The organism is Pseudomonas sp. DW-iso17, assembly GCF_058725345.1.
This window is the reverse complement of the sequence record NZ_JBZXEA010000011.1, coordinates 212,824-234,225: the sequence shown is the minus strand read 5'-3', so window position 1 is coordinate 234,225 and position 21,402 is coordinate 212,824. Positions and strand designations below refer to the sequence as shown.

Annotated in this window: 19 protein-coding genes and 1 pseudogene; 8 read left to right on the top strand and 12 right to left on the bottom strand. The window is 62.3% G+C overall.

Translation table 11 applies throughout. The features are described 5' to 3' along the window. Positions 1–49 precede the first annotated feature (49 nt). The 3 genes from AC4PS6_RS08960 to AC4PS6_RS08950 are packed head-to-tail and all read right to left on the bottom strand — an operon-like array spanning position 50 to position 2,202. Entirely contained in the window at positions 50–637 is a 588-nt protein-coding gene (locus tag AC4PS6_RS08960) for a YggT family protein (RefSeq protein WP_492180774.1), read from the bottom strand. A gap of 25 nt (positions 638–662) precedes the next feature. Continuing rightward, the gene (proC, locus tag AC4PS6_RS08955; RefSeq protein ID WP_032902278.1) at positions 663–1,481 is read right to left on the bottom strand and encodes a pyrroline-5-carboxylate reductase; all 819 of its coding nucleotides are present in this window, start codon (positions 1,479–1,481) and stop codon (positions 663–665) included. 34 nt (positions 1,482–1,515) lie between these two features. Continuing rightward, positions 1,516–2,202 carry a YggS family pyridoxal phosphate-dependent enzyme gene (locus AC4PS6_RS08950; RefSeq protein WP_336826820.1) on the bottom strand — a complete coding sequence of 229 codons (687 nt, stop codon included), beginning with the start codon at positions 2,200–2,202 and terminating at the stop codon, positions 1,516–1,518. Between the two features lie 57 nt (positions 2,203–2,259). On the opposite strand from AC4PS6_RS08950, the gene AC4PS6_RS08945 reads away from it, so the two are divergent. Beyond that, positions 2,260–3,294: a type IV pilus twitching motility protein PilT gene (locus tag AC4PS6_RS08945; RefSeq protein WP_032902279.1), complete on the top strand. Its 1,035-nt coding sequence runs from the start codon at positions 2,260–2,262 to the stop codon at positions 3,292–3,294. 148 nt (positions 3,295–3,442) lie between these two features. On the opposite strand, the gene AC4PS6_RS08940 is transcribed toward AC4PS6_RS08945, so the two are convergent. Beyond that, on the bottom strand, positions 3,443–4,081 hold the full coding sequence (locus AC4PS6_RS08940) for a C40 family peptidase (protein WP_003195078.1): 639 nt from the start codon (positions 4,079–4,081) through the stop codon (positions 3,443–3,445). A gap of 249 nt (positions 4,082–4,330) precedes the next feature. Between AC4PS6_RS08940 and AC4PS6_RS08935 the strand changes: the two genes are divergently transcribed. Further along, positions 4,331–4,759, top strand: coding sequence for an NINE protein (locus tag AC4PS6_RS08935; RefSeq protein WP_020301920.1), 429 nt, complete (start codon positions 4,331–4,333; stop codon positions 4,757–4,759). Between the two features lie 43 nt (positions 4,760–4,802). Here the strand turns inward: AC4PS6_RS08935 and AC4PS6_RS08930 are convergent, their stop codons facing one another. The 7 genes from AC4PS6_RS08930 to gshB form a co-directional block, all read right to left on the bottom strand. Then, positions 4,803–6,074 carry a dihydroorotase gene (locus AC4PS6_RS08930; RefSeq protein WP_014720326.1) on the bottom strand — a complete coding sequence of 424 codons (1,272 nt, stop codon included), beginning with the start codon at positions 6,072–6,074 and terminating at the stop codon, positions 4,803–4,805. Continuing rightward, on the bottom strand, positions 6,071–7,075 hold the full coding sequence (locus tag AC4PS6_RS08925; protein WP_014720325.1) for an aspartate carbamoyltransferase catalytic subunit: 1,005 nt from the start codon (positions 7,073–7,075) through the stop codon (positions 6,071–6,073). Before AC4PS6_RS08925 ends, AC4PS6_RS08930 begins: the two co-directional genes overlap by 4 nt. Before the next feature lie 24 nt (positions 7,076–7,099). Then, complete coding sequence (pyrR, locus tag AC4PS6_RS08920) at positions 7,100–7,606, bottom strand: bifunctional pyr operon transcriptional regulator/uracil phosphoribosyltransferase PyrR (RefSeq protein WP_019817751.1); 507 nt, start codon at positions 7,604–7,606, stop codon at positions 7,100–7,102. A 132-nt stretch (positions 7,607–7,738) separates the two neighbouring features. Next, positions 7,739–8,176 (bottom strand): Holliday junction resolvase RuvX, encoded by a 438-nt coding sequence (gene ruvX / locus AC4PS6_RS08915; RefSeq protein WP_003195067.1) that lies wholly within the window; start codon positions 8,174–8,176, stop codon positions 7,739–7,741. Then, positions 8,176–8,745 (bottom strand): YqgE/AlgH family protein, encoded by a 570-nt coding sequence (locus tag AC4PS6_RS08910; RefSeq protein ID WP_019817750.1) that lies wholly within the window; start codon positions 8,743–8,745, stop codon positions 8,176–8,178. The genes ruvX and AC4PS6_RS08910 overlap by 1 nt, the downstream gene beginning before the upstream one ends. A 173-nt stretch (positions 8,746–8,918) precedes the next feature. Then, the gene (locus AC4PS6_RS08905) at positions 8,919–9,824 is read right to left on the bottom strand and encodes an energy transducer TonB (RefSeq protein WP_014720322.1); all 906 of its coding nucleotides are present in this window, start codon (positions 9,822–9,824) and stop codon (positions 8,919–8,921) included. A gap of 77 nt (positions 9,825–9,901) precedes the next feature. Then, complete coding sequence (gene gshB / locus AC4PS6_RS08900; RefSeq protein WP_003195061.1) at positions 9,902–10,855, bottom strand: glutathione synthase; 954 nt, start codon at positions 10,853–10,855, stop codon at positions 9,902–9,904. A 239-nt stretch (positions 10,856–11,094) separates the two neighbouring features. Here gshB and pilG point away from each other — a divergent pair, with 239 nt between their 5' ends. The 6 genes from pilG to AC4PS6_RS08870 all read left to right on the top strand — a co-directional run bounded on the left by pilG (position 11,095) and on the right by AC4PS6_RS08870 (position 20,941). Then, on the top strand, positions 11,095–11,502 hold the full coding sequence (gene pilG, locus AC4PS6_RS08895; RefSeq protein ID WP_014720321.1) for a twitching motility response regulator PilG: 408 nt from the start codon (positions 11,095–11,097) through the stop codon (positions 11,500–11,502). A 46-nt stretch (positions 11,503–11,548) separates the two neighbouring features. After that, positions 11,549–11,914, top strand: coding sequence for a twitching motility response regulator PilH (gene pilH, locus AC4PS6_RS08890; RefSeq protein ID WP_014720320.1), 366 nt, complete (start codon positions 11,549–11,551; stop codon positions 11,912–11,914). Positions 11,915–11,925: 11 nt separating this feature from the next. Beyond that, positions 11,926–12,450 (top strand): chemotaxis protein CheW, encoded by a 525-nt coding sequence (locus AC4PS6_RS08885; RefSeq protein WP_020301917.1) that lies wholly within the window; start codon positions 11,926–11,928, stop codon positions 12,448–12,450. After that, positions 12,447–14,498 (top strand): methyl-accepting chemotaxis protein, encoded by a 2,052-nt coding sequence (locus tag AC4PS6_RS08880; protein WP_014720318.1) that lies wholly within the window; start codon positions 12,447–12,449, stop codon positions 14,496–14,498. Before AC4PS6_RS08885 ends, AC4PS6_RS08880 begins: the two co-directional genes overlap by 4 nt. A 175-nt stretch (positions 14,499–14,673) precedes the next feature. Next, a complete protein-coding gene (locus AC4PS6_RS08875; RefSeq protein ID WP_103452499.1) occupies positions 14,674–20,493 on the top strand; it encodes an Hpt domain-containing protein in 5,820 nt (1,939 codons plus the stop codon). Further along, positions 20,486–20,941, top strand: coding sequence for a chemotaxis protein CheW (locus AC4PS6_RS08870; protein ID WP_003195048.1), 456 nt, complete (start codon positions 20,486–20,488; stop codon positions 20,939–20,941). The genes AC4PS6_RS08875 and AC4PS6_RS08870 overlap by 8 nt, the downstream gene beginning before the upstream one ends. Positions 20,942–21,077: 136 nt before the next feature. On the opposite strand, the pseudogene AC4PS6_RS08865 reads toward AC4PS6_RS08870, so the two are convergent. Next, a pseudogene (locus AC4PS6_RS08865) lies at positions 21,078–21,366 on the bottom strand (HigA family addiction module antitoxin). Positions 21,367–21,402 lie beyond the last annotated feature (36 nt).

Below are 21,402 nucleotides of genomic sequence, written 5' to 3'. Positions count from 1 at the left end.
CAGACAAGCCAGCTCCCACACAAGCCAACTCCCATAGGGGCTACGGCATTCAGATCAGGCCAAACAACTCTTTTGGCATGTAAGCAAAGTAGGCCAGGCGCGGAATCACCCAGCTTTGCAGCAACTGAATCACGATAAACGCGAAGATCGGCGAGATATCCAGGCCACCCAGGTTCGGAATCAGGCGACGGAAGGGTGCCAGCACGGGCTCGGTGATCTGAGCCACCAATTCGGCACCTGGGCTACGGCTGCCCGGTGCGACCCAGGAGAGGATCACGCTGATGATCATCGACCAGAAAATGATCTTCAGGAACAGCGAGAAAATCCCGATCAGGCCCCATGGCAACAGCAGGACGGTGAAGGCCTGGTAGCCATTGAGCATCAGGATCACCACGAACAGCAGGATTTGCAGCAGCAACGCCAGCACCAGCGACGACATGTCCAGGCCGAACAGGCTCGGGATCACTCGGCGCAGCGGCTTGAGCAGTGGTTGGGTGGCCTTCACCACGAACTGGCACAGCGGGTTGTAGAAGTTTGCACGCACCAGTTGCAGGATAAAGCGCATCAGCACGATCAGCATGTACAAGCTGCCCAGGGTCTGGATGATGAAAATGGCAGCGTCATTGATTCCGAGCATGTTTGATTACCTTGGTAAGGGACGACTATTTGCCCAGTTGCTCAGCCATCTCGGCTGAACGATGTGCGGCGGCACCCAGTGCTGTTTCCACCAGGGCTTCAAAGCCCCCGGCCTGGAACGACTCGATAGCCGCTTGTGTGGTGCCACCGGGCGAGGTGACGCGACGGCGCAGTTCGGCGGCATCCACCTCGCTGCCGACCGCCATTTTCGCGGCGCCCAGGGCGGTTTGCTCCGCCAGTTGCTCGGCCACGTCGTGGGGCAGGCCCAGCTTGACACCGGCGGCGGTCATGGCCTCGATCAGCAGGAAGAAGTAGGCCGGGCCACTACCGGAAACGGCGGTAACCGCATCCAGTTGCTGTTCCTGCTCCAGCCACACGGCGATGCCCACCGCAGACAGCAGTTCCTGGGCCTGGTCACGTTGCTGCGCGGTGACTTCGCCGGTGGCATACAAACCGCTGACGCCCTGGCGCAGCAGCGCCGGGGTGTTGGGCATGCAGCGCACGATGGGCTGGGCGCCGAGCCAGTTGGTCATGCTGGCGCAGGTGATGCCAGCGGCAATCGACACCACCAATTGGTGAGGTTGCAGACTCGGGCGCAGGCTCTCGCACACAGCCTTCATGGCCTGGGGCTTGACCGCCAGCACGATCACATCGACGCCGTGGATGGCCTCGGCATTATCAGCGAAGGTCTGGATGCCGTGTTCGGCGCTGACGCGCTCGCGGGTCTCGGCGCCCGGGTCGCTGGCGCGGATCTGCTCGGCGTCCAGGCCCTTGGCCCGCAGGCCACCGATCAGGCTGGCCGCCATGTTACCGGCGCCGATAAAGGCAATACGCGTGTTGCTCATGACAGGTCCTTATTTTCGAGGGATGTCAGCCATTTCACGGCTGGCCGTAGTCGCGGGCGCCAAACAGCGCGGTACCGATCCGCACCCAGGTGGCGCCTTGGGCAATGGCCGACTCAAGGTCGTGGCTCATGCCCATGGAAAGTGTGTCCAGCGCCAGGTTCAAGCTGGCTTGCAGGTCGCGCACCGTGGCAAACGCCGCATCCTGCTCTGCCCGATCTTCAGTCGGCTCGGGAATCGCCATCAAGCCCCGCAGCTTCAAGCGCGGCAGGGCGCTGATCGCCGTGGCCAGGGCCGGCAGGTCGGCGGGTGTGCAGCCGGACTTGCTGGCTTCGCCACTGACATTGACCTGAATGCAGATATTGAGCGGCGGCAGGTCGGCCGGGCGTTGTTCGGACAGGCGTTGTGCGATTTTCAGGCGGTCCACGGAATGCACCCAAGCGAAGTGCTCGGCGATAGCGCGAGTCTTGTTCGATTGAATGGGGCCGATGAAGTGCCAACTCAAGGGCAGGTCGGTTAAATCCGCCTGTTTGCCCAGGGCTTCCTGCAGGTAGTTTTCGCCAAAGTCGCCCAGCCCGGCGGCATAGGCTTCGCGCACTGCCTGCGCGGGTTTGGTCTTGCTCACGGCCAGCAGGTGGATGCTGCTTGCGTCACGTTGCACGGCGTCGGCTGCGGCGCGGATGCGCTGGCTAACCAGGCCGATGTTGTCTGCTATCGTCGACATTCAAGATGCGCCCGTGGATATGGAGTCCGCGGCATTCTACTGGAAATGGAAAGCCCTATGGATATCACGCAATTGCTGACGGCCAGCGTAAGCCGAGGCGCCTCAGACCTGCATCTGTCAGCTGGCCTGGCACCGATGCTGCGCATTGATGGCGAGGTTTGGCCGCTGGATGGGCCAGCGCTGAACGCTACCCAAGTGGTCGACTTATTGAGCCCGTTGCTGAATAAACATCAACAAAAGGATTTCGAAACATCTCTTGAAACGGATTTTGCCTTCGAATTGCCAGGCGTCGCCCGGTTCCGGGCGAACGTGTTCCGCCAGGATCGCGGCGTGGGTGCAGTGTTCCGGGCTATTGCGACTGAGGTCCAGAGCCTGGAGGCGCTGGGATTGGGCGAGGTGTTCCAGCGTATCGCCCGCCTTCCTCGCGGCCTGGTGCTGGTGACCGGGCCCACCGGCTCGGGCAAGTCTACGACCCTGGCGGCGATGATCGACGACCTCAACCGGCATCGACGCCAGCATATCCTTACGCTGGAAGACCCCATCGAGTTTATCCACAGGCCGAAACTGGCGCTGGTCAACCAGCGCCAGGTGCATCGTGACACCCACAGTTTCTCGGTGGCCCTGCGTTCAGCCCTGCGAGAAGACCCGGATGTGATCCTGGTGGGTGAATTGCGCGATCTGGAAACCATCCGCCTTGCGCTGACGGCGGCAGAGACCGGGCACCTGGTGTTCGGCACTCTGCACACCTCGTCGGCGGCAAAGACGATAGACCGGCTGGTGGACGTCTTCCCGGCCGGGGAAAAGGCCATGGTCCGCTCGATGCTGTCGGAGTCGTTGCAGGCGGTGGTCTCTCAGGTGTTGGTGAAGAAGGTGGGCGGTGGGCGTGTGGCCGCCCATGAAATCATGCTGGGTACGCCGGCGATTCGTAACTTGATCCGTGAGGACAAGGTGGCGCAGATGGTTTCGGCAATTCAGACCGGTGGGGCGTTGGGGATGAAGACCCTGGATATGAGTTTGAAGGCGTTGGTGGGCGCGGGCCTGGTCAGTCGGGAAGAGGCGCGGGAGAAGGCGAGGGTGCCGGCAGATATCTAAAACGCACAGATACACAATGTGGGAGCTGGCTTGCCTGCGATAGCGGACTGTCAGGCACTCTGTCTGCCAACTGACACACCGTCATCGCAGGCAAGCCAGCTCCCACATTTGATTGCATTTCAAAGGGGGAGCTTCAGTGGTGCCTGGCTTAGCGCTGCACGATCCGCAGGTTGCTGTTCTGCTCTTTAGGCAGTACCCGCTTGGCAATCACGTAGTTCTTGTCCCAGAACGGCTTTTTCAGCGTGTCGATGCTCACCGACTTGCCACGGCGCGGTGCGTGAATAAAGCGGTCATTGCCTAGGTAGATGGCAACGTGGTTCACCTGGCGGCTCTTCAACTTGAAGAACAACAGATCGCCCGGCTTCAGGTCTTTGCGGTCAACCTTCAACCCATGGCCGGCCGCCATGGCGTTGGAGGTGCGTGGCAGGTCCACCGCTTTTACATCGTTAAATGCATATTTCACCAGCCCGCTGCAGTCGAACCCTTTACTTGGGCTGCTGCCGCCCCAACGATAAGGTGTACCGAGCACGTTGACGGCACGGCTCAAGACGTTGCTGCTTTGCTTGGTGTTCACGGCCAGCTGGGTGGAAAGCACTTTGCCGTGGGCCTTGCTCAGTTGAGTCGGGCGGCTGACGGTCGGCTTTGCCGCTTTGGCAGTGCTGGGCGTGCTATGGACTTTAGGGGTGAAACCGTTAACGTTCGGAAGTCGTTGCTCACGATTGGTGGCGTGGGCGGCCAGTGGCATTAATAGGCAAATGGTTAGCCATGTCTTGAAAAATGGTCGCATTAGGCGTGGCTCTTATGGGTTTGCGCGCAACTTTATAACAGCTTTTTGTGCTGTTCTCAGGCCGTTTGTCGACTGAACCTTGGGGTCAAATTCAGGAAAAACGCGACGATTCGCCGCAATTGTCCTACACAAGGCAGGCGGTACAAGGCTTTGAGGGCAGGAAGATACCATTTACCGTACGTCGGGCGCCCGTAAAAAAGTCACAAAGAAAATGAAAAAATTTATCTATCGACGCAAAAGAGGTCCTTCATGAACACCTATCAACAGGTTGGTCAGCAGCACGACACCCACAGTAAGGCGATTGGTTACCTACTGTGGATTTTCGGTTTTACCGGGGCTCATCGCTTCTATTACGGCAAGCCGGTGACCGGTACGATCTGGTTTTTCACCTTCGGCTTGCTGGGTATTGGCTGGCTGATCGACTTGTTCCTGATCCCGGCCATGGACCGTGAAGCCGACCTGCGTTTTACCGCTGGGCCCATTGAATACAACGTGGCCTGGATTCTGTTGGCGTTCCTGGGGGTGTTTGGTGTGCACCGTATGTATCAGGGCAAATGGATCACCGGCCTGATCTACCTGCTGACCGGCGGTTTGTTCCTGATCGGGGTGCTCTATGACTTCTGGACGCTGAACACGCAGATCTCGATCCGCAATGCCGAGCGCAACAGCGGGCGCTGAGCACTGATCGTTCCCACGCAGAGCGTGGGAACGAGCTTGCGCGTCAAGCCTGGTAGCTGATCCGCCCATCCATCAAGGTGTACCGCACCGTCGCCGGCAGGCTGTGGCCGATGAACGGGCAGTTTTCGCCCTTGGACAACCAACGCTCACCAGCCACCGTCGAGCTTGCCAGGTCGAACAGCACCAGGTCCGCCGGTGAACCCACCGCCAACTGGCCCGCTGGCAAGCGCAGGGCCTCGGCCGGGCCGGCGCTCAGGCGCGACAGTAGTGTCGGCAAGTCCAGCAAGCCGTCTTCCACCAGCGTCATCGCCAATGGCAGCAACAACTCCACGCTGCTGATGCCCGGCTCGGTCGCGCCAAACGGTGCCAGCTTGGCGTCTCGCTCGTGAGGTTGGTGATGGCTGGAAATCGCCGACACCACACCCGACTTCACCGCCGCACGCAAACCGTCACGGTCTGCCTTGGTGCGCAGCGGGGGCTGTACGTGGTAAAGGCTGGAGAAGTCGATCAGCGCCTCATCCGTCAGGATCAGCTGGTACAGGGCGACATCCGCAGTTACCCGCAAGCCACGGGCCTGGGCCTGGGCGATCAGAGCCACGCCCCGGGCGCTGGTCAACTGGCTGAAATGCGCACGCACGCCGCTTTGTTCCACCAGCAACAGGTCACGGGCGAGGGCCACGGTTTCTGCGGTTTCCGGAATGCCCGGCAGGCCGAGGAAGCTCGCCACTGCGCCTTCATGGGCCAGGCCGCCTTCGGCCAGGTCGCGGTCTTGGGAATGGAAGATCACCGTCAAGTCGAACGTGGCCGCGTATTCCAGGGCGCGGCACAAGGTGCGCGTGCTGCGAAAGCTTTCCAGGCCATTGCCGAAGGCCACGCAACCGGCGTCACGCAGGGCGATCAATTCGGCGAGTTGTTCGCCATCCAGGCCCTTGCTCAAGGCGCCAATGGGAAACACTTTGCAATTGCCGGCTTCGCGGGCGCGGTCGAGGATCAGCTCGGTCACAGCAGAAGTGTCCAGTACCGGCTTGGTATTGGGCGGGCAACACAGGCTGGTCACGCCACCGGCTGCCGCGGCCTGGGTTTCGCTGGCGATGTTGCCTTTGCGACTGTAGCCCGGTTCACGCAGGGCGACATTCAAGTCCACCAGCCCAGGTGCGGCCACCAGGCCCTTGGCGTCAATGCTCTGGCCGGCGTTGAAGCCGGCGGGGGCGGCGCCGATGGCGACGATCTTGCCGGCGTCCAGGTGTAGATCGGTAACTTGGTCCAGGCCGCTGGCCGGGTCGATGACTCGGGCGCCGAGAATGCTGAGCTTCACTGGGCCTGCTCCTGCTCGAATTGACGTTGCGCGGTTTGCCCGCTCATGGCCATGGACAGCACGGCCATGCGCACGGCGATGCCGTAGGTCACTTGGTTGAGAATCACCGATTGTGGGCCGTCGGCCACCGCCGACTCAATTTCCACGCCGCGGTTGATTGGCCCCGGGTGCATCACGATGGCATCCGGCTTGGCCTTGGCCAGGCGTGCGGTGGTCAGGCCGAACAGGCGGTAGAACTCACCTTCGCTGGGCAACAAGCCCCCGGCCATGCGCTCGCGTTGCAGGCGCAGCATGATCACCACGTCCACATCCTTGAGGCCTTCGGCCATGTCGGTGTAGACCTTCACGCCATACTGTTCGATGCCGATGGGCAATAGGGTCTTGGGCGCGATCACGCGGATATCCGGGCAACCCAGGGCCTTGAGAGCCAGCATGTTCGAACGTGCCACCCGCGAATGCAGGATGTCGCCGACGATGGCTACCGAGAGGTTTTCAAAGCTGCCCTTGTGCCGACGAATGGTGAGCATGTCGAGCATGCCCTGGGTCGGGTGCGCGTGACGGCCGTCGCCGCCATTGATGATCGCCACGTTCGGGCACACATGCTCGGCGATGAAATGCGCAGCGCCGGAGTCGCCGTGGCGTACCACGAACATGTCGGCGGCCATGGCTTCCAGGTTGCGCAGGGTATCGAGCAGGGTTTCGCCCTTGCTCGCCGACGAGGTGGACACGTTCAGCGTGATCACATCGGCCGACAGCCGCTGGGCCGCCAGTTCAAAGGTGGTGCGGGTGCGGGTGGAGTTTTCGAAGAACACGTTGCAGATGGTTTTGCCGCGCAACAGCGGGACTTTCTTCACTGCCCGGCCACCGACTTCCAGGAACGAGTCGGCGGTGTCGAGGATTTCGGTGAGCAGTTCGCGGGGCAAACCGTCGAGGGACAAGAAGTGTTGCAACTGGCCCTGAGCATTGAGCTGCAGCGGGCGCTTGGCATCTAGAGGCGTCATCGCGGGGACTCTTTACAAGGCGGTTTAAAGGGCAAGGTCTTGCAGTTCGAGTTCGAGCGGCGTAGGACCGGACAATTTTACCCGCTGCTGGGGTGCAAGCGACAGGGTTGCACCCACGACGTCCGGGCTGATCGGCAGTTCGCCAGCATCCAGGTCCAGCAGGCACACCAGGGTCACGCTGGCAGGGCGGCCATAGTCGAACAATTCGTTCATGGCGGCGCGGATGGTGCGGCCGCTCATCAGCACGTCGTCGATCAATACCAGGTGCTGGCCTTCGATCTCGAAGGGCAGGGCCGATGGGCGCACTTGTGGATGCAGGCCGTTCTGGCTGAAGTCGTCGCGGTAGAAGGACACGTCCAGGGTGCCCAGAGGCGAATCGCTGCCCAGTGCTTCCAGCAATGCCTGGGCTACCCACACGCCACCGGTGCGTATGCCGATAAAACGCGGTTCGCTGATGGCACGGTGTTCCAGGTGCGCCTTGAGGCGTATCGCCATCTGGCTGATCAGTTCGGCAGGGTTCGGCAAGCTCATAGTGGCTCCTTATCAAGTGTGTAGGAGCGAGCTTGCTCGCGAAAAACTCATGGGCACCGCGTTCATCCAGCCTTCTCGCGGTATCGTTAACGTTCTTCGCGGGCAAGCCCGCTCCTACAGGATCGCGGCGGGTCAGGATTCAAATAAAGCGGTGTTTTCATCCAGCCAGCCCTGCAACAGCAAGGCCGCGGCGATGGCGTCTACCGGGTTGTCGCGGTAACTGCCCTTTTGCCCGCCACGGTCGCGGCGCTCTCCCTTGGCTTCGAAGGTGGTGAGGCGTTCGTCGTGGGTATAGAACGGCAGGTTGTAGCGGCCATTGAGGCGGCGCGCGAACTTCTCGGCGCGCAGGCACATGTCACTGGGGGTGCCATCCATGTTCAGGGGCAGGCCGACCACCACCGCGTCAGGCTTCCACTCTTTAATCAGGGCTTCGACCTGGTTCCAGTCCGGCACGCCATTCTGGGCCTTGAGGGTGCACAGCTCGCGGGCCTGGCCGGTGATGACCTGGCCAACCGCTACGCCGATCTGTTTGGTGCCGTAGTCAAAACCGAGGATCAGACGCAAAGCCATCAGGCGTGCCCCGCCTGGCTGGTCAGCAGGCTGAGGTTGACCCGCAGCTTGGCTGCTGCCGCTTCCAGGCGCAATTCGCTGGCGGTGTTGAACAAAATATCAGCGTCGAACGGGCAGGTCAGCCAGGCATTGCTGGCCAGTTCGGCCTCCAGTTGCCCGGCTTCCCAACCGGCGTAGCCCAGGGTGATCACACTCTGCTCGGGGCCGATGCCGTCGGCGATGGCGAACAGCACATCCTGGGATGTGGACAGTGACACCCCATCAAGGTCTACCGTGGCCTGGAACGTCGGCCCGGTGGGGTGCAGTACAAAACCGCGATCGGTCTGCACCGGCCCGCCGAAGTAGATCGGTACGCCCTGGCAGCGCGCTGGCGGGTCGATTTCCGGGCGCAGTTGCTCAAGGATATCGGCCAGGTTCAGCTCCTGCGGGCGGTTGACCACCAACCCCATGGCACCATTGGCCGTGTGCTCGACGATGTAGGTCAAGGTCTGCGCAAAGTTCGGGTCGGCCATATGGGGCATGGCGATCAGGAATTGGTGCTTGAGGTAAGTCGGGCTGACGTTTTTCATGTCCGCTAGTGTGGCGTTGGAGGGACGAACTGACAAGTGCGGGCGCGAGCCTGGTCGCTGATCGTTCCCATGCTTTGCGTCGGAATGCATCCCGGGGCGCTCCGCGTCCCAAGAGCAGACGCAGAGCGTCCATGGCGGCATTCCCACGCGGAGCGTGGGAACGATCTGTGCGATCAGTTGCTGGACAACCGGTCGCCCTTGGCGAACCGCCAGGTACGGATGATTTCCAGGCGGTCCACGTCGTTCAAGTCGCCGCTGAACGGCGCAAAGGGCGCGGCCAGGCGCACGATGCGTTGCGCGGCCTGGTCCAGCAGCGGCTGGCCGGAGGACTCCAGCACCTGCACTTCATACAGCGAGCCGTCACGGTTGATCGACACCAGCAAGCGCAAGTTGCCATAAATCTGCTGGCGCCGTGCCTCGTCCGGGTAGTTGAGGTTGCCGATGCGTTCGACCTTCTTGCGCCACTCGTCCTTATACCAGGCGCCTTTGTCGCGCATGGTCGAGGCCGCGTTCAGGCGGTAGATGCGCGGGCGCTTGGCATACAGCTGTTGTTCATGGGCCAGTTCGGCTTCGAGGCTGGAAATTTCGTCGGACAGCGTCGAACTGTCGAACGTCGGCGCAGGTTTCACTGGCTCGGGCTTGGGTTCGGTCTTGGCCTTTTCGCGCTGGGTCGGGGCTTTTTGCGGCTTGGGCGCGACGGTGGCTACCGCAGCCTTGGGCGTGGCCTGCTTGACCTCGGGCTTTGGCGCCGGCGGTGGGGTGACCTTCTTGACCTGGTTGTCGTGGAAGGGCGCCACTTCGGTGGTCTTGGGCACGGCTTTCTTGTCGAGGGTGCCGCTGCCTTGCTGGTTTTCCTGGGCGAGAAAGTCAGCCTTTTCGGGCTTCTTTTCGCTCTTGAACGTAGCAAGTGTGATTTCCAGGGTCTTGGTGATCTGCTTGGGTTCCACCAGGGTGAACCCCACGCCCAGGAGCAGGGCGAGGTGAATCAGCGCAGCGAGAAACAGGGTAAAACCGAGACGATCAGCCGGGCGCACGCCGCTATGGGTGAATTCGGGGGGCAGATCGGACGGGAGTGTCATGACAAGAAAACCAACATCGCGCGTTTCACAGGTGGCGCATGATAACGCAATGTTGGTGTGTGTCCGGCTGTTCTATGTCACTTGGCTTTTAGCTTGCGCTCAATGGCGGCCATCAGCATTTCGCCGATGTTCGTACCAAATGCATTGTCGATCTCGCGAATACAGGTCGGGCTGGTGACGTTGATTTCAGTGAGGTTCTCACCAATTACGTCGAGTCCGACAAACAGCAGGCCTTTTTCCCGCAGGGTCGGACCGACTTGAGCGGCGATCCAGCGGTCCTTGTCCGACAACGGCCGCGCTTCACCGCGACCACCGGCGGCCAGGTTGCCACGGGTCTCGCCGGCTGCCGGGATGCGCGCCAGGCAGTAATCCACCGGCTCGCCGTCGATCATCAGGATGCGCTTGTCACCGTCCTTGATCGCCGGCAGGTAGGCCTGGCCCATGATCTGCTGGGTGCCCAGGGCGGTCAGGGTTTCGAGGATCACCGACAGGTTCGGGTCACCGGCGCGGTGACGGAAGATCGAGGTGCCGCCCATGCCGTCCAGCGGCTTGAGGATCACGTCGCCATGCTTGGCGGCGAATTCACGCAGTACATCGGCGCGGCGGCTGACCACGGTCGGTGGCGTGCACTGCGGGAACAGGGTGGCGAACAGTTTTTCATTACAGTCGCGCAGGCTTTGCGGCTTGTTGACGATCAACACGCCCGCGCGTTCGGCCTGCTCCAGCAGGTAGGTGGAGTACACAAATTCCATGTCGAACGGCGGATCCTTGCGCATCAGGATCACGTCGAGGTCGCTCAGCGGGCTGTCGATTTCGTCAGAAAGCTCGAACCACTTCTCGGGGTTGGCAAATACCTGCAGCGGGCGCATGCGTGCGCGGGCCTCGCCGTCACCCTGGTAAAGGTCGCGCTGCTCCATATAGAACAAGGTCCAGCCGCGGGCCTGGGCGGCCAGGAGCATGGCCAGCGAACTGTCCTTTTTATAGGAAATGCTGGCGATAGGGTCCATGACAATGCCGACGCGAACGCTCATGGGGGATTTCCTCTAGCAAATTGGGGCGCATAAAAGTGGCGTCAGAGTGGCGCTGCGGCTGTTGTGGGTCAAGGAAAAACCACTGGGTGGGTGCCTCGATAGATTGCGCTTGGAGACTGTGCTAAAAAGGCTGGCACGGCGCAGCAGCCCTTGAATTCCAAGGCTTGCGGCGTTCATCCTGTGCAACATCAGGCAGTACACACCGAAAACCGATTCGCTGTGGCGATGGTAGAGCAGATATGGAACAGCATTCCAACGCCTTGAAGGTGATGGTGATCGACGATTCGAAAACGATCCGCCGCACCGCCGAGACGCTGTTGAAGAACATGGGGTGCGAGGTCATCACGGCGATCGACGGTTTCGACGCCCTGGCTCGTATTGTCGATCATCACCCGCACATTATCTTTGTCGACATCATGATGCCGCGCCTGGATGGCTACCAGACCTGCGCCCTGGTGAAGAACAACCCGGCGTTCAAGTCGATCCCGGTGATCATGCTGTCCTCCAAGGACGGCCTGTTCGACAAGGCCAAGGGGCGCATCGTGGGTGTCGATCAATTTTTGACCAAGCCTTTCAGCAAGGAAGAACTGCTGGGGGCGATCAAGGCCTATGTGCCTGGGTTCGCCGCAGTAGAACAAGCACACTGACGCCGCCTCACGAGGGCCGGCGCCGACCAATGTAGCGGGGAAAACCATGGCACGTGTTCTGATCGTCGACGATTCGCCGACTGAAATGTACAAACTCACCGGCATGCTGGAAAAGCATGGCCACCAGGTGCTCAAGGCCGAAAACGGCGCGGACGGCGTGGCCCTGGCCCGCCAGGAAAAGCCCGACGCGGTGCTGATGGATATCGTGATGCCCGGCCTCAACGGCTTCCAGGCCACGCGCCAGTTGTCCAAGGAGCCAGAAACCAACGGTATCCCGATTATCATCATCACCACCAAGGACCAGGAAACCGACAAGATCTGGGGCGCACGCCAGGGCGCCAAGGATTACCTGACCAAGCCTGTGGATGAAGAGACCCTGATTGCCACCCTGAACAAGGTGCTGGCCGGCTAAGGCTTGCGATCATGACCGAGTCGCAAACCGCCTTTGAGCTGTTGCTGGACATCGACCGCCGCTGCCGCTTGCTGGCCGCGGACCTGCCGTCCCAGGAAACGCGCCTGCAACGCTGGAGCGGCATCGCCTTCCGCGTAGGGCCAAACGCCTACGTGGCGCCCATGGGCGAAGTCGCCGAGGTGTTGCATGAGCCGCGCTGCACCTTGATGCCGGGGGTCAAACCCTGGGTCAAGGGCGTGGCCAACCTGCGCGGGCGCTTGCTGCCGGTGATGGACCTGGGCGGTTTCCTGGGCCTTGAGTTGTCCAGGGCGCGCAAGCAACGGCGGGTGCTGGTGGTGGAGTTCAACGACCTGTTTGTCGGGCTGCTGGTAGACGAGGTGGTAGGCATGCAGCATTTCCCATTGGACGCCTGGGTGGCGAGCACCGCCTCGAGCGCCCCGTTTATCCAGGGCCAGTTCGACGGCGAGCCGCAATGGCAAGTCTTCAGCCCCTTCGCCCTGGCCCAGGCCCCTGGCTTCATGGATGTTGCCGCATGAGTACCGCTACCACGCCCAAACCTCAGGCCGCTTCGCGCAGCCGTTCGCAGATCATCGTGCTGTTTATCGCCTTGATCGTGTTCATCATGTTGCTGTTCGCCAACTTCGCGTACCTCAACACCCAGTCCACCTACGATAAACAGTACATCGGCCACGCCGGTGAGCTGCGCGTGCTGTCCCAGCGCATTGCCAAGAACGCCACCGAGGCCGCTGCCGGGAAAGCGGCGGCGTTCAAGCTGCTGGGCGATGCGCGCAACGATTTTGCCCAGCGCTGGGGTTACCTGAAAAAAGGTGACCCGCAAACTGGCTTGCCGGCGGCGCCCAGTGCGGTGCGCGCCGAAATGCGGGCGGTGCAGACCGACTGGGAGGCGCTGCTCAAAAACACCGACGCCATCCTGGCCAGCGAGCAGACCGTATTGTCGTTGCACCAGGTGGCGGCGACCCTGGCCGAAACCGTGCCGCAACTGCAGATCGAGTCGGAAAAGGTCGTGGATATCCTGCTGCAACGCGGCGCCCCGGCCAGCCAAGTTGCCTTGGCCCAACGCCAGTCGCTGCTGGCCGAACGTATCCTGGGGGCGGTCAACACGGTGCTGGCGGGGGATGAAACCGCCGTGCAGGCCGCCGATGCCTTTGGCCGCGATGCCAACCGTTTTGGCGTGGTGCTCAATGGCATGCTTAACGGCAACCCGGGCCTGCGTATCACCCAGGTCGAAGACCCGGACGCCCGTGCGCGGCTGGCGGACATCGCCGAGCTGTTCGAATTTGTCTCCGGCTCCGTGGATGAAATTCTCGAGACCTCGCCACAGTTGTTCCAGGTGCGCGCCTCGGCGAGCAATATTTTTAACCTGTCGCAAACCTTGCTCGATGAAGCCTCGCACCTGGCCACGGGTTTTGAAAACCTCGCCAGCGGGCGCAGCTTCGACACCATCGGTGGTTACGTGCTGGGCTTGCTGGCGCTGGCCTCGATCATCCTGATCGGCCTGGTCATGGTGCGCGAGACCAACCGCCAACTGCATGAAACCGCGCAGAAGAACGAGCGCAACCAGAACGCGATCATGCGCCTGCTGGATGAAATCGAAGACCTGGCCGACGGCGACCTTACCGTCACCGCCTCGGTCACCGAAGACTTCACTGGCACCATCGCAGACTCCATCAACTATTCCGTGGACCAACTGCGCGACCTGGTCGCCACCATCAACCTCACTGCCGGGCAGGTCGCCGGTGCGGTGCAGGACACCCAGGCCACCGCCATGCACCTGGCCCAGGCATCGGAGCATCAGGCCCAGCAGATTGCCGAAGCGTCCACGGCGATCAACCAGATGGCGCAGTCCATTGACCAGGTATCGGCCAACGCGGCCGAATCCTCGGCGGTAGCTGAACGTTCGGTAGAGATCGCCAACAAAGGCAACGAGGTGGTGCACAACACCATCCACGGCATGGACAACATTCGCGAGCAGATCCAGGACACGGCCAAGCGCATCAAGCGTTTGGGCGAGTCGTCCCAGGAAATTGGCGACATCATCAGCCTGATCGACGATATCGCCGACCAGACCAATATCCTCGCCCTCAATGCCGCGATCCAGGCCAGCATGGCCGGTGACGCCGGGCGCGGTTTTGCGGTGGTGGCCGATGAAGTGCAACGGTTGGCCGAACGCTCCTCGGCGGCCACCCGGCAGATCGAAACCCTGGTGCGCACCATCCAGGCCGACACCAACGAAGCGGTGATCTCCATGGAACAGACCACCACGGAAGTGGTGCGCGGCGCGCGCCTGGCCCAGGACGCCGGGGTGGCGCTGGAAGAGATCGAAGGCGTGTCCAAAACCCTGGCGGCGCTGATCCAGAGTATTTCCAACGCGGCGCAGCAACAGACCTCATCGGCGGGGCAGATTTCCCTGACCATGAACGTGATCCAGCAGATCACCACCCAGACGTCGTCGGGTTCCACCGCCACCGCCGAAAGCATTGGTAACCTGGCGAAGATGGCCAGCCAGTTGCGCAGGTCAGTATCGGGTTTCACCTTGCCGCCGCCCAAGCAGGTCGATGATTGAAATACGACCTGAAGAACACCACAGTCCAACTGTGGGAGCTGGCTTGCCTGCGATAGCGGTCTGTCAGATACAGATATAGTGCTGACCCACCGCTATCGCAGGCAAGCCAGCTCCCACATCGGATCTCCATTGTTTGTGAGATACCAGCAACTCATGAATTCTAAGCGGAGCAGTTATGGTTGATCGGCACGACTACGTGGCCCTCGAATGGGTCAAGGGCGATATTGCCGAAACCCTGAAACAGGCCCGGTCGGCGCTGGACGCGTACGTTGAAACCCTTGACGACGACGCCCTCAACCAATGCCTGGCCGGTATCCACCAGGTGCATGGCGCGCTGCAAATGGTCGAGTTCTACGGCGCGGCGCTGCTGGCCGAAGAGATCGAAGAACTGGCCCTTGCGCTCCAGGCCGGGCACGTCGGCCAGCGCGATGAAAGTATCCGCCTGCTGCAACAAGCCCTCGGCCAATTGCCGCTGTACCTCGACCGCGTGCACAGTGCCCGCCGCGACCTGCCACTGGTGGTGCTGCCGCTGCTCAACGACCTGCGCAGCGCCCGTGGTGAAAGCCTGCTATCGGAAACCAGCCTGTTCAGCCCGCAACTGCTGTCGATCGAGCCGTTGCCTGAGCAAGCCCTGGCCCAACGGGCCACGCCGGATCTGCATGAGCAGTTGCGCCAATGGCGCCACCTGCTGCAACAAGCCCTCGCCGGGTTGCTGCGTGAAGACCACGGCCCCAGCAACCTGGAAGACATGGCGCGGGTGTTCGCACGCCTTGAAGCGCTGTGCCAGGGTGCGCCGCTGCTGCCGTTGTGGCAGGTCACCTCGGCGCTGGTCGAAGGCATGCTCACCGGCGTGGTCGCCAACAGCCCGGCGCTGCGCAGCCTGCTCAAGGCCAGCGACAAGCAACTCAAGCGCTTGCTGGTTCAAGGCATCAATGGTATCAACCAGCCGGCGCCGGACGAGTTGCTCAAGAGCCTGTTGTTCTACGTCGCCAAAGTCACCCGGCCGACGCCGCGCATGCAAAGCCTGAAGGAACGCTACGGCTTGGACGAAGCCTTGCCCGACAGCGCCGTGGTCGACGCTGAACGTGCACGGCTGGCCGGGCCGGATCGCAATGCCATGGGCTCGGTGCTCGGCGCGTTGTGTGAGGAGCTGGTGCGGGTCAAGGAGCGCCTGGATCTGTTCGTGCGCAGTGATCGCCAGCACACCCAGGACCTCGACCCCTTGCTGGCGCCGCTGCGGCAGATCGCCGATACCCTTGCGGTACTGGGTTTCGGCCAGCCGCGCAAAGTGATCATCGACCAACTCGCTGTGGTGTTGAGCCTGGTCCAGGGGCAGCGCGAACCCAATGACGCGGTGTTGATGGATGTGGCCGGTGCGTTGCTGTATGTCGAAGCGACGTTGGCCGGGATGATCAGCACTGTCGAACCGCAAAGCCGTGAAGACAGCCGCTTGCCCACCACCGACCTGACCCAGATCCATCAGTTGGTGATTCGTGAGTCGTGCCAGTGCCTGCGCCAAGCCAAGGAACTGGTGATCGACTGCATTGAGGCTGATTGGGATCGTCAGCGCCTGGAGTCCTTGCCCGAGCTGCTGAGCCAGGTACGTGGTGCCCTGGCGATGATTCCCTTGCCGCGTGCGGCGAGCCTGATGCGCGGTTGCACCGACTACGTCGATGAGCAGTTGATGGTCAATGAAGCCGCCCCTTCGGCGACACAACTGGCGCATTTTGCCGAGGTGGTCAGTAGCCTGGAGTACTACCTCGAACGCATGCTTCAAGACCCTGACGCGGCAGGGGAAAAAGTGCTGGAGTTGGCCACCCAGGGCTTGAATGCATTGGGCTACCTGCCGGTGGAAAAACCCTGGCGCCAGGCCCTGGTCGCGCCCGAGGGGGCACTGTCCTCCGAGGCCGTATCAAACCAATCCCAATTCGATGCCTTGGCCAGCCCTGCATCACGTCTCAACCCTCCGGCCTTGCAGCGTCCAGGCAGCCTGTTGCCGCCGCCGGCCGGCGAGGAACCGATTGACGATGAATTGCGCGAAGTCTTCCTTGAAGAAACCGATGAAGTCCTCGACGTGCTGCATCGCTACCTGCCCGACAGCGCGGACAAAGCCGCCCAGGGCGAAATGCGCCGGGCTTTCCATACTCTCAAGGGCAGCGGCCGCATGGTGCGCGCCCTGGTGCTGGCCGAGCTGGCCTGGGCCGTGGAGAACCTGCTCAATCGCGTGCTGGAACGCAGCTTAGTCCTTGGCCCTGAGGTGCAGCAGGTGTTGGATGAGACCGTGGCCCTGCTGCCGGAGCTGATCGCCGATTTTGCCAGCGACGATCAACGCCAGCGCGATGAAGCCGACGCCTTGGCCGCCCGTGCCCATGCCCTGGCCAGTGGCGCTGCAACGTCGACCACCGAGCCCCATGACCCAATGCTGCTGGAGATCTTCCGCAACGAAGCCCAGGGCCATCTGGACAGCCTCGGCCACTTCCTGCAACAGGCCGCCGAGCAGGTGCCGCTGCAGGTCAGCGATGAACTGCAACGCGCCTTGCACACCCTCAAGGGCAGCGCCTACATGGCCGGCGTGTTGCCCATCGCCGAGCTGGCGCGCCCGCTGGATCACCTCACCCGTGAGTACAAGGCCCACCGCCTGCCGCTGGACAAGGACGAAGTGGCGTTGTTGCTTGAGGCACAGGGGCTGTTCCAGCGCGGGGTGCGTGACCTGGACAACAATCCCCTGGCACCGATCCACGGTGCGGCCAGCGTGATCAGCCGCACCCAACACCTGCTGGAGCATCAACTTGCCGCCTTGCTCGACGCGCCCACGACCGGCCTGCGCGTCAAGCGTGACCCGCACTTGATCACCAACTTCCTGGCCCAGGGCATGGACATCCTGCTCGACGCCGAAAGCCTGCTGCGCCGCTGGCAGCATCACCCCGGCGACCGTCAGGAGCTCACGGCATTGCTGGACGAGCTGACTACGTTGGGCGAGGGCGCTCACCTTGCCGACCTGCACCCTATCGACGCGTTGTGCGAGGCCTTGCTCGACCTGTATGGCGCGGTAGAAGAAAGCAGCCTGGCGGTCAGCGCCCGGTTCTTCCACGAGGCCGAACAGGCCCACGACGCGCTGATCAACATGCTCGACCAGTTGGCCGCCGGCCAGGAAGTCAGCCCCGCGCCCGCACGGCTGCAGGCGTTGCGCGAGTTGCTGGACGAAGCCTTGGACCCGTCCGCCACGGGCCTGATCAAAAGCGACGGCAGCCGCGCCCTGAGTATCTCCGAGTTGGGCGCGGCTACTGCGCAGTTGGATCACGCCACCGCGATGGACGACGAGATTGTCGAGATCTTTCTTGAAGAGGCCGTAGACATCCTCGACAGCGCCGGGCAGTCGCTCAAGCGCTGGTTGCTGGAACCCGAAAACGCCGCGCCCTTGTCCTCGTTGCAGCGGGACCTGCACACCCTCAAGGGCGGCGCACGCATGGCCGAAATCGACCCGGTGGGCGACTTGGCCCATGAGCTCGAATGCGTTTATGAGGGGCTGGTGGATCGCCGCTACAGTTATTCCGTGGAGCTGTCCCAGGCACTGATGGCCAGCCACGAACGCTTGGCCCAACAGTTGGACGAACTGCAACAGCAGCAACCCTTGAGTGACGGCGTCGAGCTGGTCGAAAGGTTGCGGGAGTTGCGCCAGGCCAGCAGCCCGGCAGCGCCGGCTGCGGTGGCAGCCGCCTCGGGTGCCGACCCGGAATTGCTGGATATCTTCCTCGAAGAAGCCACCGATATCCTCGACAGCTCAGGCAGCGCGTTAGTGCGCTGGCAGGGCGAGCCGGGCAATCGCCAAGAAGTGGAAACCCTGCTGCGGGACCTGCACACCCTCAAGGGCGGTGCGCGTATGGTCGAGATCGGGCCAATCGGCGATCTGGCCCATGAGCTGGAATTTCTTTACGAAGGGCTGTCCGCCGGTTTGCTCGCGCCGACCCCTGAGTTGTTCGCACTGCTGCAAGGCTGCCATGACCGCCTGGCGCAGATGATCGACGCCGTGGCCGAGGGTCTGCCGGTGGGTTCGGTGGATAAACTCATCGAGCGCATCAAGAGCCTGGTGCACCCCAGTGATGAGCCGGTCACACCGGTGGCGCTGCCGGCTGGCAAGGCCGAAGCGGTCGCCGATCCGGCTGCCGACATGGTGAAAATCTCTGCCGACTTGCTCGATGACCTGGTCAACCTCGCCGGCGAAACCTCGATCTTCCGTGGACGTATCGAGCAGCAAGTCAAGGATGCGCGCATTGCCTTGAGTGAGATGGAAACCACCATCGAGCGCATGCGCGACCAGCTGCGCCGGCTCGACAGCGAAACCCAGGGCCGCCTCCTGAGCCGTCAGCAGGCCGAGGCCGAACGCCTGGGCTACGAAGAATTCGATCCGCTGGAAATGGACCGCCATTCGCAGCTGCAACAGTTGGCCCGTGCGCTGTCCGAATCTGCCTCCGACCTGCTCGACCTCAAGGACACCCTTGAGCGCCGCAACCAGGATGCCCACAACCTGCTGCAGCAACAGGCGCGTATCAACACCGAGTTGCAGGAAGGCCTGATGCGCACGCGCATGGTGCCTTTCGAGCGCATGTTGCCACGCCTCAAGCGCATCGTGCGGCAAGTGGCGGGCGAGTTGGGCAAGGACGTGGAGTTTATCGTCGGCAATGCCGAAGGCGAGATGGACCGCAATGTGCTGGAGCGCATGGCGGCACCCTTGGAGCATATGCTGCGCAACGCCGTCGACCACGGCCTGGAGTCGCGCGAAGTGCGGCTGGCGGCGGGCAAACCGGAGAAGGGCCGCATCACCCTGGACCTGACCCACGAAGGCGGCGACATCGTCTTCGACATGCGCGACGACGGCGCCGGCGTGCCCCTTGAAGCGGTGCGACGCAAGGCGATCAAGCGCGGCCTGCTCGCGCCCCATCAAGAGATCAGCGACCGTGACGTGTTGCAGTTCATCCTGCAGCCGGGCTTTTCCACCGCCGAAAAAATCACCCAGATTTCCGGGCGCGGCGTGGGCATGGACGTGGTGCATGAAGAAGTGCGCCAGCTCGGCGGCTCCATGGTGATCGACTCGACGCCGGGCATGGGCGTGCATTTTCGCATTCGCCTGCCGTTTACCGTGTCGGTCAATCGTGCGCTGATGGTGCACTGCGCGGACGACCAATACGCGATTCCCCTCAACACCATCGAAGGCCTGGTGCGCGTGCTGCCCCACGAGTTGGCGGGGCACTACCAGCAAGACCCGGCGCACTATGAATATGGCGGCCAGCGCTACGAGTTGTTCTACCTCGGCGACCTGCTGCACACCGCCAGCCGCCCGAAACTGCTGGGCCAGTACCAGCCTGTGCCGGTGCTGCTGGTGCATTGCAATGAACGCCGCGTGGCGGTGCACGTGGATGCCATGGCCGGTACCCGCGAGATCGTGGTCAAGGGCTTGGGGCCGCAATTCTCCGGGGTGCAGGGCGTGACCGGCGCGACCATCCTGGGCGACGGCCATGTGGTGCTGATCATCGACCTGCTGGCGCACATCCGCGCTCGGCAACCGGCCTTGCCGGCCCAGGCAGTGGATGCGCCGCTGGTCCTCAACGACCCACTGAAAAAACGCCCGCTGCTGGTGCTGGTGGTGGACGACTCGGTCACCGTGCGCAAAGTCACCAGCCGCCTGCTGGAGCGCAACGGCATGAACGTGCTCACCGCCAAGGACGGTATCGACGCCCTCGCCATCCTGGAAGAACACACCCCGGACCTGATGCTGCTCGACATCGAAATGCCGCGCATGGACGGCTTCGAAGTGGCCATTCAGATACGCAACGACCCACGCCTGATGCGCTTGCCGATCATCATGATCACCTCACGCACCGGCCAGAAACACCGCGACCGCGCCATGGCCATTGGCGTCAACGACTACCTCGGCAAGCCGTACCAAGAGTCGGTGCTGCTGGAGAGCATCGCCTATTGGAGCAAGTCCCATGCTTGAACACCGCACCAGCCAACTCACCGGCCTGCTACTGCCCCTGGCCGACCGCCACCTGGTGTTGCCCAACGTTGCCGTCGCCGAACTGATCGACTTTCAGCGCGGCGAACCGGCCAGTGACGCGCCGCCGTGGTACCTGCGGCAGGTCACGTGGCGCGATCGACAGATTCCGCTGATCAGCTTTGAAGCGGCCTGCGGCGAAGCCAGCATGACGGGCGAACGCTCACGCATCGTGGTGTTGAATGCACTGGGCGGGCGACCGACGTTGAAGTTCATTGCCCTGGTGATCCAGGGTATTCCCCGCTCGTACAAGCTCGACAGCGAATTGAGCTACGTGGACGTCCCCCTGTGCCCGCTGGAACTGGCGGCGGTGCAAGTGGGCGAGCAGGTGGCGAAGGTGCCCGATTTGATGGGGCTTGAAGCGCTGCTGGTAGAGTCCGGCCTGGCCTGATCCTGAGCCCTATGAAGATCTACTGTGGGAGCTGGCTTGCCTGCGATAGCGGTGTTTCTGTCACTGCATCAAGCACTGACCCACCGCCATCGCAGGCAAGCCAGCTCCCACACTGAGCTGCGCTCATCTCCAGGTTTCAATCAGTCCGCGCAAACCGTTCAATCACTGGCTGCATCCCGATGCTCGGCCTGCCATAAGTCGTAGGCACTTTGCATCGACAACCATAATTGGGCTTTACTCACACCAGCCCGCTCCAACCGAACGGCAAGGTCCGGGCTAACCGGGGCGTGGCCATGCAGGATCCTTGAAAAAGTCTCACGGGCGAAACCAAGGCGTCGCGCCATCTCGGTAATGGTGATACCCAAGGCTGGGATAACGTCCTCAAGTAAAATTTCACCTGGGTGAGGTGGGTTGTGCATCGGCATGTTGGTGCGTCCTTCGACTATGGGCATTCAACCGCG